This is a genomic window from Exiguobacterium sp. s21 (assembly GCF_018617975.1).
GTDB classification, from domain to species: Bacteria; Bacillota; Bacilli; order Exiguobacteriales; family Exiguobacteriaceae; genus Exiguobacterium; species Exiguobacterium mexicanum_A.
Genome location: NZ_JACSLF010000002.1, coordinates 15661 through 36097 on the forward strand (window position 1 = coordinate 15661; position 20437 = coordinate 36097).

Annotated in this window: 23 protein-coding genes; 21 read left to right on the forward strand and 2 right to left on the reverse strand. The window is 54.3% G+C overall.

Going from position 1 to position 20437, the window contains the following annotated elements:
* The first annotated feature begins 4 nt into the window (after nucleotides 1-4).
* The 10 genes from KNP06_RS02585 to mnhG all read left to right on the forward strand — a co-directional run bounded on the left by KNP06_RS02585 (nucleotide 5) and on the right by mnhG (nucleotide 8332).
* Entirely contained in the window at nucleotides 5-778 is a 774-nt protein-coding gene (locus KNP06_RS02585; protein ID WP_114165739.1) for an electron transfer flavoprotein subunit beta/FixA family protein, read from the forward strand.
* 13 nt (nucleotides 779-791) lie between these two features.
* Nucleotides 792-1757 (forward strand): electron transfer flavoprotein subunit alpha/FixB family protein, encoded by a 966-nt coding sequence (locus tag KNP06_RS02590; protein ID WP_114165740.1) that lies wholly within the window; start codon nucleotides 792-794, stop codon nucleotides 1755-1757.
* Nucleotides 1758-1863: 106 nt separating this feature from the next.
* A complete protein-coding gene (gene trxA / locus KNP06_RS02595; protein ID WP_034776769.1) occupies nucleotides 1864-2178 on the forward strand; it encodes a thioredoxin in 315 nt (104 codons plus the stop codon).
* Between the two features lie 371 nt (nucleotides 2179-2549).
* Nucleotides 2550-4979, forward strand: a complete 2430-nt coding sequence (locus KNP06_RS02600; RefSeq protein ID WP_214710470.1) for a Na+/H+ antiporter subunit A — start codon at nucleotides 2550-2552, stop codon at nucleotides 4977-4979.
* Nucleotides 4963-5400: a Na(+)/H(+) antiporter subunit B gene (locus tag KNP06_RS02605; protein ID WP_214708061.1), complete on the forward strand. Its 438-nt coding sequence runs from the start codon at nucleotides 4963-4965 to the stop codon at nucleotides 5398-5400. Before KNP06_RS02600 ends, KNP06_RS02605 begins: the two co-directional genes overlap by 17 nt.
* The gene (locus KNP06_RS02610; protein ID WP_021066825.1) at nucleotides 5400-5741 is read left to right on the forward strand and encodes a Na(+)/H(+) antiporter subunit C; all 342 of its coding nucleotides are present in this window, start codon (nucleotides 5400-5402) and stop codon (nucleotides 5739-5741) included. Before KNP06_RS02605 ends, KNP06_RS02610 begins: the two co-directional genes overlap by 1 nt.
* On the forward strand, nucleotides 5734-7218 hold the full coding sequence (locus tag KNP06_RS02615) for a Na+/H+ antiporter subunit D (protein ID WP_138859773.1): 1485 nt from the start codon (nucleotides 5734-5736) through the stop codon (nucleotides 7216-7218). The genes KNP06_RS02610 and KNP06_RS02615 overlap by 8 nt, the downstream gene beginning before the upstream one ends.
* A 7-nt stretch (nucleotides 7219-7225) precedes the next feature.
* Nucleotides 7226-7705 carry a Na+/H+ antiporter subunit E gene (locus KNP06_RS02620; protein ID WP_034776777.1) on the forward strand — a complete coding sequence of 160 codons (480 nt, stop codon included), beginning with the start codon at nucleotides 7226-7228 and terminating at the stop codon, nucleotides 7703-7705.
* Nucleotides 7705-7995 carry a Na(+)/H(+) antiporter subunit F1 gene (locus tag KNP06_RS02625; RefSeq protein WP_034776778.1) on the forward strand — a complete coding sequence of 97 codons (291 nt, stop codon included), beginning with the start codon at nucleotides 7705-7707 and terminating at the stop codon, nucleotides 7993-7995. The genes KNP06_RS02620 and KNP06_RS02625 overlap by 1 nt, the downstream gene beginning before the upstream one ends.
* The gene (gene mnhG / locus KNP06_RS02630) at nucleotides 7973-8332 is read left to right on the forward strand and encodes a monovalent cation/H(+) antiporter subunit G (protein WP_138859771.1); all 360 of its coding nucleotides are present in this window, start codon (nucleotides 7973-7975) and stop codon (nucleotides 8330-8332) included. Before KNP06_RS02625 ends, mnhG begins: the two co-directional genes overlap by 23 nt.
* A 41-nt stretch (nucleotides 8333-8373) precedes the next feature.
* Here mnhG and KNP06_RS02635 read toward each other — a convergent pair whose 3' ends face one another.
* Entirely contained in the window at nucleotides 8374-9687 is a 1314-nt protein-coding gene (locus KNP06_RS02635; protein WP_214710471.1) for a dihydrolipoyl dehydrogenase family protein, read from the reverse strand.
* Nucleotides 9688-9759: 72 nt separating this feature from the next.
* On the opposite strand from KNP06_RS02635, the gene uvrC reads away from it, so the two are divergent.
* Entirely contained in the window at nucleotides 9760-11544 is a 1785-nt protein-coding gene (uvrC, locus tag KNP06_RS02640) for an excinuclease ABC subunit UvrC (RefSeq protein WP_138859769.1), read from the forward strand.
* 44 nt (nucleotides 11545-11588) lie between these two features.
* Here uvrC and KNP06_RS02645 read toward each other — a convergent pair whose 3' ends face one another.
* The gene (locus tag KNP06_RS02645) at nucleotides 11589-11981 is read right to left on the reverse strand and encodes a YslB family protein (RefSeq protein ID WP_232939140.1); all 393 of its coding nucleotides are present in this window, start codon (nucleotides 11979-11981) and stop codon (nucleotides 11589-11591) included.
* Nucleotides 11982-12204: 223 nt separating this feature from the next.
* Between KNP06_RS02645 and KNP06_RS02650 the strand changes: the two genes are divergently transcribed.
* The 10 genes from KNP06_RS02650 (at nucleotide 12205) to KNP06_RS02695 (ending at nucleotide 20393) form a co-directional block, all read left to right on the forward strand.
* Nucleotides 12205-12822 (forward strand): succinate dehydrogenase cytochrome b558 subunit, encoded by a 618-nt coding sequence (locus KNP06_RS02650; protein WP_214710472.1) that lies wholly within the window; start codon nucleotides 12205-12207, stop codon nucleotides 12820-12822.
* A 16-nt stretch (nucleotides 12823-12838) separates the two neighbouring features.
* On the forward strand, nucleotides 12839-14596 hold the full coding sequence (sdhA, locus tag KNP06_RS02655) for a succinate dehydrogenase flavoprotein subunit (protein WP_034776790.1): 1758 nt from the start codon (nucleotides 12839-12841) through the stop codon (nucleotides 14594-14596).
* Between the two features lie 8 nt (nucleotides 14597-14604).
* The gene (gene sdhB / locus KNP06_RS02660) at nucleotides 14605-15393 is read left to right on the forward strand and encodes a succinate dehydrogenase iron-sulfur subunit (RefSeq protein ID WP_214710632.1); all 789 of its coding nucleotides are present in this window, start codon (nucleotides 14605-14607) and stop codon (nucleotides 15391-15393) included.
* Between the two features lie 8 nt (nucleotides 15394-15401).
* Complete coding sequence (locus KNP06_RS02665) at nucleotides 15402-15842, forward strand: acyl-CoA thioesterase (RefSeq protein ID WP_214710474.1); 441 nt, start codon at nucleotides 15402-15404, stop codon at nucleotides 15840-15842.
* 70 nt (nucleotides 15843-15912) lie between these two features.
* Complete coding sequence (locus KNP06_RS02670; RefSeq protein WP_021066838.1) at nucleotides 15913-16176, forward strand: phosphocarrier protein HPr; 264 nt, start codon at nucleotides 15913-15915, stop codon at nucleotides 16174-16176.
* Nucleotides 16177-16292: 116 nt separating this feature from the next.
* Nucleotides 16293-17099: a glutamate racemase gene (gene racE / locus KNP06_RS02675; RefSeq protein WP_285800852.1), complete on the forward strand. Its 807-nt coding sequence runs from the start codon at nucleotides 16293-16295 to the stop codon at nucleotides 17097-17099.
* Entirely contained in the window at nucleotides 17092-17841 is a 750-nt protein-coding gene (rph, locus tag KNP06_RS02680) for a ribonuclease PH (protein WP_034776797.1), read from the forward strand. The genes racE and rph overlap by 8 nt, the downstream gene beginning before the upstream one ends.
* The gene (locus tag KNP06_RS02685) at nucleotides 17838-18428 is read left to right on the forward strand and encodes an XTP/dITP diphosphatase (protein ID WP_214710475.1); all 591 of its coding nucleotides are present in this window, start codon (nucleotides 17838-17840) and stop codon (nucleotides 18426-18428) included. The genes rph and KNP06_RS02685 overlap by 4 nt, the downstream gene beginning before the upstream one ends.
* 5 nt (nucleotides 18429-18433) lie before the next feature.
* Complete coding sequence (locus KNP06_RS02690) at nucleotides 18434-18946, forward strand: metallophosphoesterase family protein (protein WP_034776800.1); 513 nt, start codon at nucleotides 18434-18436, stop codon at nucleotides 18944-18946.
* A 541-nt stretch (nucleotides 18947-19487) separates the two neighbouring features.
* A complete protein-coding gene (locus KNP06_RS02695; protein ID WP_214710476.1) occupies nucleotides 19488-20393 on the forward strand; it encodes a hypothetical protein in 906 nt (301 codons plus the stop codon).
* Nucleotides 20394-20437 lie beyond the last annotated feature (44 nt).

A 20437-nucleotide genomic window follows, 5' to 3' on the forward strand; every position in this document is an offset into this window, starting at 1 on the left:
TACGATGAATATTTTTGTATTGCTGAAGCGTACGTTTGATACAGAAGAAGCGATTCAGCTCGAGAATGGGGAAATTCAAGAAGACGGCGCGGAGTTCATCATCAACCCGTATGACGAATATGCAGTCGAGGAGGCCATCCGCAAACGTGACGACCTCGGGGGAGAAGTCACGGTCGTGACGGTCGGACCGGAAGACGCGGACAAAGAACTTCGCACGGCGCTCGCGATGGGTGCGGACAAAGCGGTCCGGATTTCAATCGAGGATGACGTCGAGGACGCGGACCACGTGACGATCTCGAAAGTGCTCGCCACGTACTTGAAAGAGCAAGCGCCTGACCTCGTCTTCGCCGGGAACGTCGCGATCGATGGCGGCAGCGGTCAAGTCGCGCCGCGCGTCGCGGAACTGCTCGATATGAACTACGTGACGACGATCACGAAGCTCGACATCGATGGGACGACGGCGACGGTCACACGCGACGTCGAAGGGGACACGGAAGTAATCGAAGTGCCGCTCCCGCTCCTCGTGACGGCGCAGCAAGGATTGAACGAACCGCGCTACCCGAGCCTTCCAGGCATCATGAAGGCGAAGAAGAAGCCGCTCGAAGAACTCGAACTGTCGGACATCGACCTCGATGAGGACGAGATTGAAGCGAAGATCGAGACGATCGAACGCTTCTTGCCGGAAGAAAAGAAAGCAGGACGCATCCTTGAAGGGGACACGTCGTCACAAGTGAGCGAGCTCGTTCAATTACTTCGCACGGAAGCAAAAGTCATTTAAGGGGGACACATAGATGAAAGCTTTAGTACTCGCAGAAGCGCGTGAAGGCGCCTTACGGAACGTATCATTTGAAGCGATCGCCGCGGCGAAGCAACTGACGGACGACGTGACGGCGGTCGTCATCGGGGATGATGTCAAAGCACTCGCCAATGAACTGGGGGAATACGGTGCGGGCCGCGTCCTCGTCATCGAGGACGAGCGTCTCAAGCACTACACGCCAGACGGCTACGGGCAAGTGCTCCGCCAAGTCATCGAGCAAGAATCACCAGACATGATCGTGCTCGGCCATACGGCGCTCGGGAAAGACATCGCCCCGAAACTCGCGGCTCGTCTGGACGCCGGTCTCATCAGTGACGTCGTCTCAATCGAAGGGTCTGGCAAAGATGCCGAGTTCGTCCGCCCGATTTACTCAGGGAAGGCGTTCGAGAAAGTGAAGTTCAAAGACTCGGTCATGTTCTTCACGATCCGTCCGAACAACATCGACGCCCTTCCACGTACGGCTGGAGCGAGCGCATCGGTCGAGACACCGAGCGTGGAGCTCAAGGACCTTGCCATGATCGTCAAAGAAGTCGTCCGCAAGGCGACGGGGAAAGTCGATTTGACGGAAGCGAAAGTCATCGTCGCCGGTGGCCGCGGCGTCAAGAGCGAAGATGGCTTCAAACCGCTCGAAGAACTCGCCGAGCTTCTTGGTGGGGCCGTCGGTGCCTCACGTGGAGCGTGTGACGCCGACTATTGCGATTATGCCCTTCAAATCGGTCAGACCGGGAAAGTCGTCACACCGGACTTGTATATCGCCTGCGGCATCTCGGGCGCAATCCAGCACTTGGCCGGGATGAGCAACGCCAAAGTCATCGTCGCCATCAATAAAGACCCGGAAGCGAACATCTTCAGCGTGGCCGACTACGGCATCGTCGGCGACTTGTTCGACGTCGTCCCACTGTTAACAGAAGAGTTCCGCAAACACCTCGTCAACAGCTGATATGCAGAACGTTTGGGGAAACGTACCCTCCGTGGTATACTCTGAACATGAAATGCATGAGAGTCCTTAATCGGCTCTTACATCTTACTGGGGAGGTATTTATCAAATGGCTATTAAACACGCAACGACTCAAACATTCGAACAAGAAGTAAAAGAGGGCGTCGTCCTCGTCGATTTCTGGGCAGCTTGGTGTGGACCGTGCCGCATGATCGCACCGGTACTCGAAGAGCTTGACCAAGAGATGGGCGACCAAGTCCAAATCGTGAAACTCGACGTTGATGAGAACCCAGAAGTAGCGGGTGCTTTCCAAATCCAAAGTATCCCGACACTCATGATGTTCAAAGACGGACAACCTGTCTCAAAAACAATGGGCTTCCAACCAAAAGAAGCACTCAAAGAGTTTATCGCGACAGCAAAATAATGCGTACAGCCGACCGGGGAACTGGTCGGCTGTTTTTTGTTGGGCTCGTTAGGGAAGAAGGAGTTTAGTCGTTTCGCATGGAATAACAACGGTTAAGGTTCGGTTTGATGTGAGCGGGAAATTCGGGGAAAGCATCATCTGAAAGCGGATACATATCAGGCTTAATTAGAATTTTTTTTCGTCGTTTTTAGTCGTCTCCCTTCATATTTAACAGTCCAAGTTTTTTTGACGAGGCACTGAAAAACGGGAAGGTTTTATCATGGAAACGGACTGAAAATGTACGCTATACTCATGAGGAAGACATGATGGCGTCAAATGAACTTAATAATTGGCCCATCGCTTGTAAGACTCTGCTCGAAGGAGGAATTTTCTTGTCGGTGTTACATTTAGCTATCTTATTGCCGCTTCTCGCGGCTCCGTTCATCCCGTTCTTGTTCCGGGCGCTGAAGCGAATCCATACGGGTTGGTTCGTGTTAATCATTCCGGTCGTCCTGTTCGTCTACTTCTTCCGCTTCATCGGAATCACGAGCGCGGGAGACGTCGTGACGGAGACGGTCGAATGGATGCCATCGCTCGGCATCAACTTCACGGCCTACGTGGACGGGCTCGGACTATTGTTTGCCCTCCTCATCACAGGGATCGGGGCGCTCGTCGTCCTCTATTCGATTTACTATTTGAATAAAGACAAAGAGTCGCTCGGTCACTTCTACGTGTACTTGCTCCTCTTTATGGGTGCGATGCTCGGTGTCGTCCTCTCAGACAACATGGTCGTCATGTACATGTTCTGGGAACTCACGTCGATTTCGTCGTTCCTGTTGATCGGGTATTGGTACGAGAAAGAGCGCTCACGCTACGGGGCGCGTAAATCGATGCTCATCACCGTGTTCGGTGGTCTGTCGATGCTCGGGGGGATTGTGATTCTCGAGTCGATCGTCGGTTCGTTCAGCATCCGCGACATGGTCGCCAATCAGGCACTCATCGCCGACAGCCCGTTCTTTATCGCGGCGATGATTCTCATCTTGCTCGGCGCCTTCACGAAGTCGGCGCAATTCCCGTTCCACATCTGGTTGCCGGATGCGATGGAGGCACCGACCCCGGTCAGTGCGTACCTCCACTCGGCGACGATGGTCAAGGCCGGTCTCTATCTCGTCGCACGGATGAGCCCGGTGTTCCAAGAGTCACCGATCTGGCTATGGACGATCGCCGCTGTCGGGACGTTCACCTTGTTCTGGGGTTCGTTCAACGCGGTCAAACAGACCGATTTGAAAGGGATTCTCGCCTTCTCGACGGTCAGTCAGCTCGGTCTCATCATGTCGCTCCTCGGCCTCGGGGCCGCGGCGCTACATTATGACGGCATGGATGACAACATCTATATGGTCGCGACGATCGCGGCAATCTTCCACTTGATTAACCATGCGACGTTCAAAGGGTCGTTGTTCATGATGGTCGGGATCGTCGACCACGAGACGGGGACACGTGACATCCGCAAACTCGGCGGTCTGATGACCGTCATGCCGATCACGTTCACGATCGCCGTCATCGGCTCGTTGTCGATGGCAGGGTTACCGCCGTTCAACGGCTTCCTCAGTAAAGAGATGTTCTTGAAGGCAACCACGAAAGTGTTCTCGATGGACTTCTTCGCGCTCGATACGATTGGCATCTTGATCCCGGTCGTCGCGTTCATCGCGAGCGTGTTCACATTCATCTACAGCTTGATTATCTTCACCCGGACGTTCATGGGCAAAGCCCAGTTCGACCGGTTACCGAAACAGCCGCACGAGGCACCGATCGGGATGCTCATCTCGCCAGCGATTCTCGCTATCCTCGTCGTCGTTCTCGGTTTCGTACCGAACGTGTTGTCGAACTCGCTCATCAAGCCGGCCGTCGAGTCGATCTATCCGACGCTCGTCGCGAGCGGGCAGGATGTGAAAGTCGACATCTACTTCTGGCACGGCATCACACCTGAGTTGCTTATGACGATCGGTATCGTCCTGCTCGGGACGCTCATGTTCTTCACGATCAACAAGTGGATGGGGATTTACAACCACATCCCGCATCGCTTGACCTTGAACGGGATGTACGACGGAACGCTCGTCTGGTCGAACAAGGCGGCGTACCGCTTTAAAGACAACTACATGACGGGCTTCATCCGCTCGTACTTGGTGTACATCTTCTTGTTCTTGTCAGGCATGATGTTGTTCTCGATGTATCGCTTCGACTTGTTCGACTTCTCGTTCGGAGAGATGGAAGCCGTCGCACCGTATGAATACGTCCTCGGGGCCGTCATCATCTTGGCGTCGCTCGCGATTCTGTTCATGCGTTCGCGTCTCCCGTCGATCATCTTGCTCGGTGTCGTCGGATACTCGGTCGCGTTGTTCTTCGTCTTCTTCAATGCCCCGGACCTCGCCTTGACGCAGCTCGTCATCGAGACGGTATCGGTCGCCTTGTTCTTGCTCGTCTTCTACCACATGCCGGAGATCAGCAAGAAAGAAGTGCGTGTTAAGTTTAAAATCGAGAATGCGATTGTCTCGATTTTCGTCGGGGTGACGGTGACGCTCCTCAGCTTCATGGCGCTGTCGAACCGTTCATTGTCGTCAATCTCCGAGTATTATAAAGAAAACGTCTATGACTTGGCAGCCGGGAAGAACATGGTCAACGTCGTCCTTGTCGACTTCCGTGGCTTTGATACGTTGTTCGAGATTGTCGTCCTTGCCATCGCGGCCATTGGGATTTACACGATGATCAAATTTAGAACGACAGTACGTACGAAAGGAGCGCGCGAACATGAACCGAAAAAATGATCAAGTCAATGATGTCATCTTACAGACGGCCGCGGTGATCATCTTCTTCATCATCATCGTGTTCTCGATCAATTTATTCTTCGCCGGGCACTACTCGCCGGGCGGAGGTTTCATCGGTGGTTTGATGACAGCGGCGGCGCTCGTCCTCTTGCTCCTCGCCTTTGATTCGAAGACGCTTGCTGACGTGCTCCCGTTTGATTATCGGAAGATGACGGCGCTCGGTCTCGTCATCGCGATGCTGACGTCACTCCATAGCGTCTTTTGGGACCGTCCGTTCCTAACTCACGCCTATGACAAATTCGATTTGCCGCTCTTGGGCGAACAGACGCTTCACACGGCGATCGCCTTTGACCTTGGCGTTTACCTTGTGGTCATCGGTGTGACGATGACGATCATTCAAACGATTGGAGAGAGTGAATAATGGAAATCTTCGTTAGCATCATCATCGGTGTCCTGACGATGAGCGCGGTCTATATGATTCTCTCAAAGAGTTTGTTGCGCATCATCATCGGCACCGGGTTACTCAGCCACGCTGCCCACTTGCTCGTCTTGACGATGGGTGGACTGAAAACCGGAGCGGCACCCGTCCTCGTCGATGGGGTCACGGAATATACTGACCCGCTCCCGCAAGCGCTCGTCTTGACGGCGATCGTTATCAGCTTCGGGGTGACCGCGTTCTTCCTCGTGCTCGCGTATCGGGCTTACCAGGAACTGAACACGGATAATATTGAGGAAATGAAAGGAACGGAATCGAATGATTAACTTACCGATCTTTCCGATTGTCATCCCGGCGCTTGCGGCCATCTTTCTTCTCTTCGCACCGAAGCAAGTTCGTCTGCAACGCGGAGTGGCACTCGGGGCTTTACTTGTAACGTTTGCAGTGACGGTGCTGCTCATCTTCACCGTGTCTCAAGACGGCATCATGACCGTCAACTTAGGGAACTGGCCGGCACCGTTCGGAATCACGCTCGTCTCGGACATGCTGTCGGCACTACTCGTCGCCACGTCGACGTTGCTCGTCTTTTTCATCGTCTGGTTTGCGACCCATTACTTCTCAGACGCCTATGAATCGAACTACGTCTACGTCGCGATGCTGTTCCTCCTCGTCGGGGTGAACGGTGCCTTCACGACAGGCGATATTTTCAACTTGTTCGTCTTCTTTGAAGTCTTCCTCATCTCGTCGTACGTGTTGATCGTGCTCGGCGGGAAGGGTGTCCAATTACGCGAGTCGATCAAGTATTTGCTCGTGAACGTCATCGCCTCGGCGCTGTTCGTCATGGCCGTCGCGCTTCTTTACGGGACGGTCGGTACGCTCAGTTTGGCGGACCTCGCGCAAAAGATCCCTCTCGTGGAGAATCAAAGCGTCATCACCGTCATCGGTGTGTTCTTCGTCATCGTCTTCGGCTTGAAAGGGGCACTCGTGCCGCTCCATTACTGGCTCCCGGGCTCGTATGTCGTGGCGCCGACACCGATTCTCGCCATGTTCGGGGCGCTGTTGACGAAAGTCGGCGTCTACTCGATCTTGCGGACGTATACGCTCCTGTTTGATGGCGGAAGTGCGTTCATGCAGAACTTCTTGATTATCCTTGCCGTGTTGACGATCGTCATCGGGATGATCGGGGCGATCGCCTATAACGACGTCAAGTTGATCATCATCTACAACATCATGATCGCCGTAGGCGTCATCTTGTACGGAATCGCACTCAACACGCAGACGTCGCTCGAAGGGGCGCTCTACTATTTGATTCATGACATGTTGATCAAGGCCGCCTTGTTCATGCTCGTCGGGATGATGATCGGCATCACCAAGTCCGGTCAACTGCGCGACATGGGCGGTTTGATCACCCGCTTCCCATTGTTCGGTTGGACGTTCTTCATCGCAGCGTTGTCGCTCGCCGGGATTCCGCCGCTCAGCGGATTCTTCGGGAAACTGTTGATCGTTCAAGGCGGGGTCGGGGAAGGCAGCCTGTTCGGGCCGCTCCTCATCTTGCTGTCGAGTCTGTTCGTCCTCTTCTCGGTCATCAAAATCTTCTTGTACGGATTTTGGGGAGAAGAGAAACGAGTCTATGACGGTCCGCTCGTGCCGTATATGAACCGCCTCATCGTGCCGACGTTCTTGCTTGTCGCGGTCGCCGTCGCCTACGGGTTTGGTGCCGAAGCGATGCATCCGTTCATTACCCAGGCAATCGAACCGCTCGTGCAACCCGAAATCTATATCGATGCCGTGATTAAGGAGTGATTTAGAGATGGCTTACCAACTACTCATCAACTTTTTCCTGGCGTTCATTTGGATGTTCTTCACGGGTACGTTCACGACGAGCGGATTCATCATCGGTTACTTGCTCGGGTTACTCGTCATCTTCATGATGCGCCGCTTCTTCAAAAACACGGACTTTTATTTCACCCGTGTCTTGAAACTGTTTAAACTGTTCTTGATTTTCTGTCGCGAACTCGTCGTAGCCAACATCGAAGTGCTCCGGCTCGTCTTGAGCCCGAAACTAAAAATCCAACCAGGTATCTTCCGGTATCACACCGAACTCGATGCCGGTTGGAAAGTGAGTTGGCTATCGATGCTCATCACGCTGACACCAGGTACGCTTGTCGTCCAAGTGTCAGACGACAATAAGACGCTCTACATCCATGCGCTCCATATGCCGGATAAAGAGTCGCTCAAACAAGACATTTACGATAACTTTGAGTCGAACATCAAGGAGGCGACCAGCTAATGTTAAATATTATTATTTACGTCGCCCTCGCCATCCTCGTGATCGCCATGCTCGGTATGCTGTACCGGGTCGTCAAAGGGCCGACGACAGCGGACCGTGTCATCGCCCTCGACTCGATCGGCATCGGGTTGATCTCGGTCGTATCGTTGTTATCAATTTTGCTCGATACGACGATGTTCTTCGAGGTCATCCTCTTGCTCGGGATTTTAGCCTTTATCGGAACGGTGGCGTTCTCGAAATTCCTCGAGAAGGGAGAGATCATCCAACATGACCGCAACAATGATTTATGACATCTTGACCGGTGTCTTCACGATCATCGGTGTGTTCTTCACCGTCGTCGCGGCCATCGGTCTGATCCGGCTCCCGGACATCTATTCCCGCGCCCACGCCGCCTCGAAGAGTGCGACGCTCGGCGTCATGTTCGTCCTGTTCGCGGCGGTCTTGCACGTCTGGGTCGACCAGCGCATCTTTGACGCACGGCTTCTGCTCGGACTGTTCTTCGTCTTATTGACGGCACCGGTCGGAAGTCACTTGGTGGCCCGTGCGGCCCATTCTCAAGGTGTCCCGCTTTGGAAGAAATCGCTCCAAGATGCACTTCGAGAAGATAAGGACAAAGGAATCGAATGACGAAAGGCTCTTCCAAATCAAATTGGAAGAGCCTTTTTGCGTCACATCAGATACGTCACGTCAGAGGCTGACGTCGGATAGGCGAACTCCAAGTGTTTGATGTGTTGATGGGTGATGTTGTTTTGTATAATAAACGAGAACAAGTTGATCAATTCCGGTGCATGTTGCCCGATCAAGTGGGCCCCGAGCACGTGGCCGTCTTTGCTGAGCAGAATGCGGGAAAACGCCGTCGTGTCGTTGATCCGTTCATACGTCAAGAAATGGGACAAGTCGTTGTCCTTACACTCGTAGTCGATGCCGCGCGCTTTCACCTCCTCGACCGTCAGTCCGACCTTGGCGATCGGCGGTGTCGTGAAGACGACCGTCGGGGCAGGGCGCTCCGGTAAAGGACGCGTGTTGTCCCGTAACAGATTGAGAGCGGCGATGCGTCCTTCCTGCCCCGCAAACGGGGTGAGGGCCGGGTTGCGGCTCTTGGCGACGTCCCCGGCTGCATATACGTTCGTATTCGTCGTCTGCAGGAACTCATTGACGAGGATGCCGCCGTGGTCGGACTCGATACCGGCCGCGTCCAAACGGAGCCGTTCGATGCTCGGAATTCGCCCGGTGGCGTTAAGGACGACGCCTTCGAGGGTAGAGTCATCTGATAACGTCAGCACGTCCCCATCCATCCGGACGGGCTCGATGCCGTACCGGACATCGATGCCGATCCGAATCGTCTCATCGACGAGACGTTTGACGACTTTGCGGTCGAATTGTTTAAGTGCCCACGATCGGATGAGAAGGGTCACCTCGCTCCCGAAACGGCGGAGGATATGAGCGAACTCGAACGCGATATAGCCGGCCCCGATGATGGTGACGTGTTTCGGCAAGTCGTCGAGGTCGAAAACGTCGTCGCTCGTGATGGCCAAGTCGCCACCCGGGATGTCGAGCGGTCGCGGAATGAGGCCTGAAGCGATTAAAAACTGATGCGCCGAGATTTCATGCCCATCAATGACAATTGAGTCTTCATCGATGAAATGGGGTTCGCCTTCGAACAAGTCGATGTCGTGCTCTTTCCAATGATGCATCTTCGTCGTCGGGACGGCGAAACGATACTCGTCAATACGCCGTTTAAAGGCGTGCCAATCGAGCGTGAGCTCGCCGTGGACACCGAGCGATTTCATCCGTTCCGCACGTGCAATGAGCTCTGCTCCTTCCGCGAGCATCTTTTTCGGGTCACATCCGCGTTGCGGACACGTCCCGCCGAACGTCCAATTCTCGACGATGGCAATTTGTTTACCGGCGTCGCATAATACGTTAGCGGCTTGGCTCGCTGCCGAGCCGCTGCCGATGATGATGACATCGTACCGTTTCATAACTAAATCCTCCCTCTAAGACTTCATCAAATTTTTCCCGTCTGGAAGGAACTTAAACTGAGGTGATTGAATTTGAGTCATTCTGACCACATTAAACATAAATTGGCGCTCTTACCTGACGAGCCCGGCTGTTACTTGCATAAGAACGAGTACGGCGAGATCATTTACGTCGGGAAAGCGAAAAATTTGAAGAACCGGGTCCGGTCTTATTTTACCGGGGCGCATGACATCAAGACGATGCGCCTCGTCGCTGAGATTCGCGACTTTGAGTATATCGTCACGGCGAGCGAACTCGAGGCGCTTCTGCTCGAGATGACGCTCATCAAAAAGCATGACCCGAAATACAACATCCGTCTCAAAGACGACAAGTCGTACCCGTACATCAAGATCACGAACGAGCCGTACCCGAGGTTACTCACGACGCGGAAGCTGAAGCGGGACGGCGGCTTCTATTTCGGCCCGTACCCGAACGCCTATGCCGCCAACGAGACGAAGCGGTTGCTCGATAAACTGTATCCGCTCCGGAAATGCCAACCGATGCCGCGCAAGCTCTGTCTGTATTACCATATCGGGCAGTGCCTCGGACCTTGCGAGCTCGCCGTCGACACGGACGAGCAAAAAGAAATCGTCCATGAAATTCGCCGCTTCCTGAACGGGGAGACGAGCGAGACGCTCGCCAAGCTCCAAGTCGACATGGGACGAGCGGCCGAAGACATGCAATTCGAACGAGCTGCTGAGCTCCGTGACCAAATCCGGGCCGTCGAGTCGATTATGAACAAACAGAACATGATCACGGCCGACCCGACAGCTCGCGATGTCTTCGGCTATACGCTCGACCGCGGCTGGATGTGCGTCCAAGTGTTCTATATGCGGGGCGGCAAGATGATCGAGCGCGACGTATCACTGTTCCCGCTCCACGGCGAACCGTCCGAGGAGCTTGAGAGTTTCATCGTCCAGTTTTACGAGCAGAACGTTTTGCCGAAGGAAGTGCTCGTCCCCGAAATCGTCCGCATCGATTTATTGAACGAGGCGATCGGGACGAAAGTGATGCAACCGAAGCGCGGCGCGAAGCGACAGCTGCTCGACTTGGCGACGAAAAATGCGGGCATCGCCTTGAACGAGAAGTTCGAGTTGCTCGCCCGCGACGAAGAGCGGACACTCCTCGCCATGCGTGAACTCGGTGAGGCGATCGGCATCCCGAACTTGTCACGCGTCGACATCATCGACAACGCGAACATCCAAGGGGCTGATGCCGTCTCGGCACTCGTCGTCTTCGAAGACGGGAAGCCGCTCAAGAAGGAATACCGGAAATACAAGATTCGTACCGTCCAAGGACCGGACGACTACGAGACGATGCGAGAAGTCGTCCGTCGTCGGTTCCGTCGCCTGTTGACGGAAGAGAAGCGTCTACCGGACTTGCTGTTGATTGACGGGGGCATCGGGCAATTGAACGCCGCCCTCGACGTCCTGCAGAACGAGTTCGGGCTCGACTTGCCGGTCGGGTCGCTCAAAAAAGATGACCGTCATCGGACGAGCCAGCTCTTGTTCGGGGAAGGCGGCGGGGTCGTCGAACTGAATTCGCGCTCGAGCGCGTTCTATTTGCTCCAACGTATGCAAGACGAGGTCCACCGCTTCGCCATCACGTTCCACCGCAGTTTGCGGACGAAGAAGATGACGAAGTCGGTGCTCGACGATATCCCGGGCGTCGGGCCGAAGCGACGTCAGCAGTTGATCCGCCATTTCGGTTCGATGAAACAGATCCGCCTCGCCTCGCTCGAACAGTTGAAGGAAGCAGGCCTGCCCGAGAAGTTGGCCGAGACCGTTTTGCAATACGTTCATGAGGAGACGGACGAATGAAGATAAAACAAGAGCCGATGCGGTCAGTTCGCATCGGCTCTTCGTCATTCATACGTGTCTTTTCGGTCTAGTTGGACGGTGATTTGGACGGCCTGGCGCGCCACATCGGCGTAGCCCTCGGCGACGCATTGGAAACGACCGGCAATTTGTTCGGCTAAAAAGCCAGCCTCAAGCTGGAAGTAGCCGGTTGCCTTTTCTTGGGTCGCAGGCGGGGGAAGTAGTTCGAACAAGAACTTATTTCCTTTTTCTTTCAAGAGCGTCAATTGCCCCCAGCCAGCCTCCATAAAGAAGGCGCTCAGTTCGTCGTTCGTCATGACCGGGAACTTGCGTGCGACCCGTTTGCCCGACCAATAGATGACTTGGGCGTAGTCGTCCCCGAGCAAATCCGTCAACACATAATCGCGAAGCAGTTCGATCGCGAAAGTGGGTTGGCTCATCGTTTCCATCTTCTTCCATCACTCCATTCTCTCTATACCATTATAACGACGATTCACCTTTTGGTCACCGGGTATTTTGCAAAAGAATGTGGCACAAATCGGTCGGGTTGTCTTGTCATACAAATTTCACAAGAGTAGAATAGGAGACAGAAAGCTATATTTACATTTGAAAACGCTTTTATTTACAAAACGAGCCAAGGGCTCGTGAAAAGGGGGAACTAGAATGGCAGCGCGTCGTGACTATTTCAGTCGTAAAGTCCATTCGCTACTTGGGGTCATCCCAATCGGCTTGTTTTTGATCGTTCACTTGTCGGTCAACTACTATATCGTCGATGGGGTGGAGTCGTTCAACAAGGCAGCAAAATTTATGGGGAGCTTACCGTACTTGTATTTCCTTGAAGTCACCATCATCGCTTTGCCGATGATCTTCCACGGAGTGTATGGCGTGTATTACGCGTTCCTCGGTTCGATTAACACGAACCGTTACTCATACGCCCGTAACTGGATGTACATGCTCCAACGCTTCACGGGCGTCTTCCTCGTCATCTTCATCGCATGGCACGTTTGGGAAACGCGCTTGGCGAAGTTGCGTGGCGTCGAAGTGAACGCGGAGATGATGCAAAACATCGTCGACAATCCGCTCATGCTCATCTTCTACATAGTCGGGATCCTCTCGGCTACGTTCCACTTCGCGAACGGTCTCTGGTCGTTTGCCATCACGTGGGGGATCACACAGTCGCCTCGTTCACAGCGCTTCATGAGCTATGTCTCAGGCGTCGTCTTCTTGGCACTATCTTTTGTCGGCATCCGTTCTATCTTGACGTTCGCGGGCATCTTGTAATTAGGGGGAAAAGTTCATGGCAAATCAAAGTTTGATCGTCATCGGTGGCGGTCTGGCTGGACTCATGGCGACAATCAAGTCGGCTGAGATGGGTGTTCCGGTAAAACTATTCTCGCTTGTACCGGTCAAGCGTTCACATTCAGTTTGTGCACAAGGCGGCATCAACGGTGCCGTCAACACGAAAGGGGAAGGGGATTCTCCTTGGCAACACTTTGATGACACGGTCTATGGGGGCGACTTCCTCGCCAACCAACCGCCGGTCCAAAAGATGGCGGAAGCGGCACCGAAGATCATCCACATGTTCGACCGCATGGGCGTCATGTTCAACCGGACGCCAGAAGGTCTTCTCGACTTCCGTCGTTTCGGCGGTACGCTCCATCACCGTACGGCTTACGCCGGTGCGACGACGGGGCAACAGCTCCTGTACGCACTAGACGAGCAGGTTCGTCGCTACGAGGCGCAAGGTCTCGTCGAGAAGTATGAAGGCTGGGAGTTCCTCCGGGCCATCATCGATGAAGCAGGTGTGTGCCGTGGTGCGGTCTGTCAGGATTTGCGCTCGATGGAAATTAAAGCGTTCCCATCGGACGCGGTCATCCTCGCGACAGGCGGCCCGGGTGTCATCTTCGGCAAATCGACGAACTCGGTCATCAACACCGGCCAAGCGGCTGGAGCGGTCTATCGTCAAGGGGCGGTCTACGCGAACGGTGAGTTCATCCAAATCCACCCGACGGCGATCCCGGGGGACGACAAACTTCGTCTCATGAGTGAATCGGCGCGCGGTGAAGGCGGACGTGTCTGGACGTATAAAGACGGCAAGCCATGGTACTTCCTTGAAGAGAAGTATCCGGCCTACGGAAACCTCGTGCCGCGTGATATCGCGACGCGTGAAATCTTCGACGTCTGTGTCAACCAAAAGCTCGGCGTCAACGGCGAGAACATGGTGTACCTTGACTTGTCGCATAAAGACTCGAAAGAGCTCGACATCAAACTCGGCGGCATCCTCGAGATTTACGAGAAGTTCGTCGGCGACGATCCACGCAAAGTCCCGATGAAGATTTTCCCGGCCGTTCACTATTCGATGGGCGGACTATGGGTCGACTACGATCAGATGACAAACATCCCAGGCTTGTTCGCAGCCGGTGAGTGCGATTACTCGATGCACGGTGCGAACCGTCTCGGGGCCAACTCGCTCTTGTCTGCCGTATACGGCGGGATGGAAGCCGGTCCGGCGGCCGTTCACTACATGCGCGGTCTCGATCAGGCGACAGAGAGCGTGCCAGAAGCGCTCTTCAACTTCAACGAACGTGAAGAAATCGAGCGGTTTAACGACATCCTCGCGATGGACGGTACGGAAAATGCGTATCAAATCCACCGTGAGCTCGGCGAACTCATGACCGACAACGTCACGGTCGTTCGTTACAACGACAAGCTCGAGGCGACGGACCTCAAACTCCGTGAGCTTCGTGAACGCTATAACAACATCTCCGCGACCGACACGGCTCGCTGGAGCAACCAAGGGGCATCGTTCATCCGACAACTCGACCACATGCTCGACCTCGCGCGCGTCATCACGCTTGGCGCTTTGAAACGCGACGAGAGCCGTGGTGCTCATTACAAACCGGACTTCCCGGAACGTGATGACGACAAGTTCATGAAGACGACGATGGCACGTTACAACGCAGGGGAAGTCGATATCTCGTATGAAGAGATCGACGTTTCGTTAATCCCGCCACGCAAACGGGATTACTCGAAGAAAGGGGCGAAGACGAAATGACGACGCCGATGCAATCTGAACAAAAAGATATTAGTTTTATCATTGAACGCCAGGACGGACCGGACCAAGCCGCTTATACGGAAGAGTTCACCGTCCCGTACCGCCCGAACATGAACGTCATCTCGGCGTTGATGGAAATCCGCCGCAACCCGGTCAATGCGAACGGGGACAAGACGACACCGATCAACTGGGATATGAACTGTCTCGAGGAAGTGTGTGGTGCCTGCTCGATGATCATCAACGGCAAGCCGCGCCAATCGTGTACGGCGCTCGTCGACAAGCTCGAACAGCCGATCCGCCTTGCCCCGATGAAGACGTTCCCGGTCATCCGTGACCTTCAAGTCGACCGTCAGCGCATGTTCGACGCGTTGAAAAAAGTGAAGGCATGGGTCCCAATCGATGGAACGTACGACCTCGGACCAGGACCGCGGATGCCAGAGAACAAACGTCAATGGGCGTATGAACTATCGAAATGTATGACGTGCGGTGTCTGCCTCGAGGCGTGCCCGAACGTCAATGACAAATCGAGCTTCATCGGACCGGCCGCGATCTCGCAAGTCCGTCTCTTCAACTCGCATCCGACTGGCGCCTTCCACGCGGAAGACCGTTTGGAAGCGCTCATGGAAGACGGCGGCCTCGCACAGTGCGGAAACGCACAAAACTGTGTCGAAGTTTGTCCGAAAGGTATTCCACTCACGACATCAATCGCCGCGATGAACCGTCAGACGACGCTTCACTCGTTCAAATCGTTCTTCGGTAGCGACAAAGGCCGCACCGGTTCTGCGGTCGAGGCGTAAGGCTACGGATGACGAAGTACTTCCGAGAAGCCGATTGGGAAACACGTGTCAGAGCAGGGGTTGCGCTAGACGTCAAAGTCCGATTCTCGGAGTGCGACCCGTACGGTCACATGAATAACACAATTCCGTTCATCTATTTCGAGGACGCGCGGATCGAGTTGCTTGAAGCGACAGGTTTTTCGTTGAAAGATGGATTTGTCGTCGTGGCAGATGCCCAGTGCGACTACGTTCGCCAAGTGATGCCGCGGCAATCGATCATGGTGTATGCCAATGTCTTGACGGTCGGAAACACTTCATGTGATATTCATTACGGGGCATATGATGGAGACCAGCTCATGTTCGCGGGGCGTACGAGCCTCGTGCACTTGTCGAAATCCGGTCGTCCGACCGAATGGACTTCAGAATATAAAAATCGCTTGCAGAATTTTTGCGAATCCGCTATCATTTGATAATGAGTTCACAAACAATTATTCTGCGGGTTCGCCTGTAGAATTGAAATTTGAAGGGAGACCTCACGTCATGGAAAAAACGTTCACAGTCGTTGCAGATTCAGGAATTCACGCTCGTCCAGCTACACAGTTGGTAAACACAGCTTCTAAATTCCAATCAGATATCAACCTTGAGTACAACGGTAAGACAGTAAACCTCAAGTCGATCATGGGTGTACTTTCACTCGGAATCGCAAAAGATTCTACAATCAAAATCACTGCAGCTGGTGACGATGCAGAAGAAGCGGTTAACACGCTTTCTGACATGCTCACAAGCGAAGGTCTTGCTCAGTAATTGAGCGACGGACGAGGCGGCCAATCGGCTACCTCGTCTTTTTTGTTTGTCACGAGACCGTTTCTTTTTCAGAATCGGCTTTTTTGGTAAGATAGATGGGAATGGAAGTGATGATCATGAAACGAGCGATTGGAGTACTCGATTCAGGAGTTGGCGGCTTGACTGTGGTCAAAGAACTGATGCGCCAACTACCGAAAGAAGAAATAATTTATATCGGCGACACGGAACGGTGCCCGTATGGCCCGCGCCCGCACGATGAGATTGAAGCCTATACGTGGGAACTGATCGAGTTCCTGTTAAGTAAGAACGTGAAGATGATCGTCATCGCCTGCAACACGGCGACAGCGGTCGTCTTGAAAGAAGCGCGCAAACGCCTCAATATCCCGGTCATCGGTGTCATCGACCCGGGGGCACGGGCGGCCGTCAAAGGAACGCGCAATAAACATATCGGCGTCATCGGAACGAAGATGACGATTGAAAGCAACTCATACGAGACGGCACTCCGACACGTGGCCGGCGAGATCGATGTATATTCGCTCGCCTGTCCGCCGTTCGTCCCGCTCGTCGAAGCCGGCGAACTCGATGGAGAGCGCGTCCGCGACATCGTCGCTGAGACGATTCGTCCGCTTCAGTCTTCCGAGATGGACACGCTCATCCTCGGCTGTACGCACTATCCGCTGCTCGCACCGGTCATTCAAGACGTCGTCGGACCTGACGTCCATTTGATCTCGTCCGGTGACGAGACGGCGCTCGAAGTAGCGGCCATCCTTGACTTTAAAGAGCTCGAGAACGATTTGGATTCGGTCCCGGTGCACCAGTTTTATGCGACCGGGGATGTCGTCATCTTTGACCGTTTGGCGACAGAATGGCTCGGTCAACCCGTGAGAGCGGAGAAAGTAGAGGTGTCCGGTGTCGATGCGTAACGAAAGACAACATGACGAGCTCCGGCCCGTCGAGATCGTTCCCCATGTGAATAAACATGCGGAAGGGTCGGTCCTCATCTCGATCGGGGACACGAAAGTCATCTGCACGGCGACCGTCGAAGAACGCGTCCCGAACTTCTTGCGCGGCAAGAAGCAAGGCTGGATCAACGCTGAGTATGCCATGCTTCCGCGTGCGACCGGCAACCGAACGGTCCGCGAATCGGTCCGCGGCAAACAGTCGGGCCGGACGATGGAGATTCAACGGTTGATTTCGCGGTCGCTCCGTTCGGTCGTCGATTTAGAACGGCTCGGTGAACGGACGATTTGGATCGACTGTGACGTCATCCAAGCCGACGGGGGCACCCGCACGGCCTCGATCACAGGCGGCTTCTGCGCGCTCGTCCTCGCGGTCGACGCGCTCATCCGGCAAGGCAAGCTCGACGACACGCCGATCAAAGAAGGCGTCGCTGCCATCTCGGTCGGACGGACCGACGAATTGCTCCTCGACTTGAACTACGAAGAAGATGCCGCGGCCGAGGTCGACATGAACGTCGTCATGACGGCGAGCGGACGTTTCGTCGAAGTGCAAGGGACAGGGGAAGAAGCGACGTTCACGTTGCTCGAGATGAACGAGATGCTCCACATGGCCCAAAGCGGAATCGAGACGCTGTTCAAAGCGGCCGAAGACGCGCTCGGTGCCTCGTGGTGGTATGTCGGGGAACAATTGGAGGAAACAACATGAAACTGATCGTCGCAACACGCAATAAAGGAAAAGTCGCAGAAATCGAAGGGATGCTCACGCCGCTCGGATTCGAAGTCGAATCACTTCTAGATTATCCGGACGCACCAGAGACGGACGAGACCGGGACGACGTTTGAAGCGAACGCCGAGTTGAAGGCGACGGAGGCGGCCCGCTATTTCGGCCACGCCGTCCTCGCAGATGACTCTGGACTCGAAGTCGATGCGCTCGACGGGGCACCCGGTGTCCATTCGGCCCGTTTCGCCGGACCGGAGAAGTCGGATGAAGCGAACAACGCGCTTCTTCTCGAGAAGTTGAACGGAGCGACCGACCGAACGGCTCGCTTCATCTGTGCCCTCTGTCTCGCCAAACCAACAGGGGAGACACTGACGGTACGCGGCACGATCGAAGGGACGATCGGCTACGCGCCTCACGGGGAGAACGGTTTCGGTTACGACCCGCTCTTCATCGTTCCGTCACTTCACAAGACGGCAGCAGAACTTGAACGCGACGAAAAGGCGGCGGTCATTCACCGCGGTCAAGCACTACGAAAGTTAGAGGCAGAAATTATTCCGTTTATGGAGGGGTGACCTGTATGCGTTTTCTCGTAGTCAGTGACAGTCACGGATTGACAGAAGAACTATCGATCATCTTCAACCGGCACGAACAAGAAATCGATGACGCGTTCCATTGTGGGGATTCCCAGCTCGCGCTCGTCGATGAACATCTGCTCCCGTATCGTACGGTGCGCGGTAATTGCGACTTCGGCGGCGACCTTCCGCTCGAGCGAATCGAGGAGACGGCTGAAGGGACGATTCTCATCGTCCACGGCCATCACCACGACGTGAAGTACGACTTGAACCGGTTACGTTACCGGGCTGAAGAGGTCGGGGCGAACGTCGTCTTGTTCGGCCACTCGCACGTCGCCGGAGCTGTGATTGAGGACGGGGTGCTTTACGTGAACCCGGGTTCGATTCGCATGCCGCGCGGACGGAGTGACAAGACGTATGTACTGATGGATCTCGAGAACGGACAGGCAACGGTCCGCTTTTATCGGTCAGAGGACGGTTCGGCCGTCGAAGATCTCGATGTGAGCGGAAAGCTGTGACGGAATGAAAAGAAGGAATTGACAGCAAACCATTTTTCTATTATAGTTTTCTTGTCAATGTCCCAATAGCTCAGCTGGATAGAGCAACGCCCTTCAAGACAAATAGGAGCCTTTATAGGGAAACAGAAACCTATAGAGTGGACGACACTATATCGGTGAAGCCTTAACAGATGATGCTGATGGTAATACCGAGGAAACTTATTTCCTTTCGGGGACAAGGTGGTTCGAAGGACTAAAGGTCATCCTTTAGAGGTAGAGCCATTGAAGGAGCAGTTTGCTCGTGAGGTTCCGTAGAGACTACACGTGTCGCACCTGAAATGGTGAAGATATAGTCCAGACTACAAACAACACATGTTGGTGGCGAAAGCCATGGTGGTAAGCTAAGGCGTCGGTCGGGGGTTCGAATCCCTCTTGGGACACTTCCATTTAAAATAGAGATAGCCTCCACGGAGGTTGTCTCTTTTTTCGTTTTTCGGGGTATTGATTGACAACGAATCGATTCCTAAAGGAAGATGGAGATGAATGGAAAGGGTGTGGGGAGATGGCAAAAGAGCAAGCGTACCCGTTTCCAGGGAACTGGGCGCGGCTTCAGAAGATGATTCAAGAGGCAGACGCGGCCGGGGAACGGCAACGGGTCGAACCGATTCTGTGGGATTGGTACGAGGCAGTGCCCGGCGATCCATTTATTTTCATGGAAATATTCCAATGTCTGATGGAACGACCGGAAGAACCGGAGACGCTCGAGAAACTCGAAGAGCTCGTCACGACACAGATGACGGTGGCAGAAGAACCTGCAGCCGGCGGGCTTCAAATCGCCCAGTATTACATCATGCGTGACCAACCGTTCGAGGCGGCCCATTGGATCAACCTGTATCTTGAGTGGCAAGAAAAGACCGATCACGTCAACACGCAAGCACACCAAGTGCTCCAAGTGCTGAAGTTGACCGAGTTCCCGGCCGCGATCGCCAAAGTGAAGCGAATCCTTAACCGGGGCGGGATCGGCGAACAAATCGAGACGCTCGAACACGTCCATTTCAATATCGATGACGTCCTCGACAACGTCTTGAAAGAGCTTCTCGTCGCGGAACGGCCGAAGTTGATGAAGTTGATCGTGCTCCAAAAGGCGTTCGACGAGCTGCCGGTCATCGAATGGACCGACCTCGGGACGCGGCACCGATTGACGCATGACGAAGCGAAAATCCACACGGAAGCGTGGGAGACGATGGTCAACGGGTTGCAGCGAGCGGTATATGGTGACGAGATCGCGACGCAGCTGCTCATGAACTACATGTATACGCACTACCCGTTCACGCCTGAGGAAGCGTCTGCCGTGGAGACGGCGATTGTTCAAGCGAAAACGGCCATCCTGCAACATGAGGAAACGGACGGCCTCGCCGCCGAAATTCTTGAGGCGGACATGCGTTTCACCGAGGCGTTTCTAGACTAAATCCTTGTGTGCAGTCGTCGGATTTATGCTATAATACGGATTGT

What these genes read in the sequence shown, in the direction of transcription:
- KNP06_RS02585 (WP_114165739.1), top strand. Translation starts at nt 5, where the DNA reads ATGAATATTTTTGTATTGCTGAAGCGTACGTTTGATACAGAAGAAGCG.
- KNP06_RS02590 (WP_114165740.1), top strand. Translation starts at nt 792, where the DNA reads ATGAAAGCTTTAGTACTCGCAGAAGCGCGTGAAGGCGCCTTACGGAAC.
- trxA (WP_034776769.1), top strand. Translation starts at nt 1,864, where the DNA reads ATGGCTATTAAACACGCAACGACTCAAACATTCGAACAAGAAGTAAAA.
- KNP06_RS02605 (WP_214708061.1), top strand. Translation starts at nt 4,963, where the DNA reads ATGAACCGAAAAAATGATCAAGTCAATGATGTCATCTTACAGACGGCC.
- KNP06_RS02610 (WP_021066825.1), top strand. Translation starts at nt 5,400, where the DNA reads ATGGAAATCTTCGTTAGCATCATCATCGGTGTCCTGACGATGAGCGCG.
- KNP06_RS02615 (WP_138859773.1), top strand. Translation starts at nt 5,734, where the DNA reads ATGATTAACTTACCGATCTTTCCGATTGTCATCCCGGCGCTTGCGGCC.
- KNP06_RS02620 (WP_034776777.1), top strand. Translation starts at nt 7,226, where the DNA reads ATGGCTTACCAACTACTCATCAACTTTTTCCTGGCGTTCATTTGGATG.
- KNP06_RS02625 (WP_034776778.1), top strand. Translation starts at nt 7,705, where the DNA reads ATGTTAAATATTATTATTTACGTCGCCCTCGCCATCCTCGTGATCGCC.
- mnhG (WP_138859771.1), top strand. Translation starts at nt 7,973, where the DNA reads ATGACCGCAACAATGATTTATGACATCTTGACCGGTGTCTTCACGATC.
- KNP06_RS02635 (WP_214710471.1), bottom strand. Translation starts at nt 9,687, where the DNA reads ATGAAACGGTACGATGTCATCATCATCGGCAGCGGCTCGGCAGCGAGC.
- KNP06_RS02645 (WP_232939140.1), bottom strand. Translation starts at nt 11,981, where the DNA reads ATGAGCCAACCCACTTTCGCGATCGAACTGCTTCGCGATTATGTGTTG.
- KNP06_RS02650 (WP_214710472.1), top strand. Translation starts at nt 12,205, where the DNA reads ATGGCAGCGCGTCGTGACTATTTCAGTCGTAAAGTCCATTCGCTACTT.
- sdhA (WP_034776790.1), top strand. Translation starts at nt 12,839, where the DNA reads ATGGCAAATCAAAGTTTGATCGTCATCGGTGGCGGTCTGGCTGGACTC.
- sdhB (WP_214710632.1), top strand. Translation starts at nt 14,605, where the DNA reads ATGCAATCTGAACAAAAAGATATTAGTTTTATCATTGAACGCCAGGAC.
- KNP06_RS02665 (WP_214710474.1), top strand. Translation starts at nt 15,402, where the DNA reads ATGACGAAGTACTTCCGAGAAGCCGATTGGGAAACACGTGTCAGAGCA.
- KNP06_RS02670 (WP_021066838.1), top strand. Translation starts at nt 15,913, where the DNA reads ATGGAAAAAACGTTCACAGTCGTTGCAGATTCAGGAATTCACGCTCGT.
- racE (WP_285800852.1), top strand. Translation starts at nt 16,293, where the DNA reads ATGAAACGAGCGATTGGAGTACTCGATTCAGGAGTTGGCGGCTTGACT.
- rph (WP_034776797.1), top strand. Translation starts at nt 17,092, where the DNA reads ATGCGTAACGAAAGACAACATGACGAGCTCCGGCCCGTCGAGATCGTT.
- KNP06_RS02685 (WP_214710475.1), top strand. Translation starts at nt 17,838, where the DNA reads ATGAAACTGATCGTCGCAACACGCAATAAAGGAAAAGTCGCAGAAATC.
- KNP06_RS02690 (WP_034776800.1), top strand. Translation starts at nt 18,434, where the DNA reads ATGCGTTTTCTCGTAGTCAGTGACAGTCACGGATTGACAGAAGAACTA.
- KNP06_RS02695 (WP_214710476.1), top strand. Translation starts at nt 19,488, where the DNA reads ATGGCAAAAGAGCAAGCGTACCCGTTTCCAGGGAACTGGGCGCGGCTT.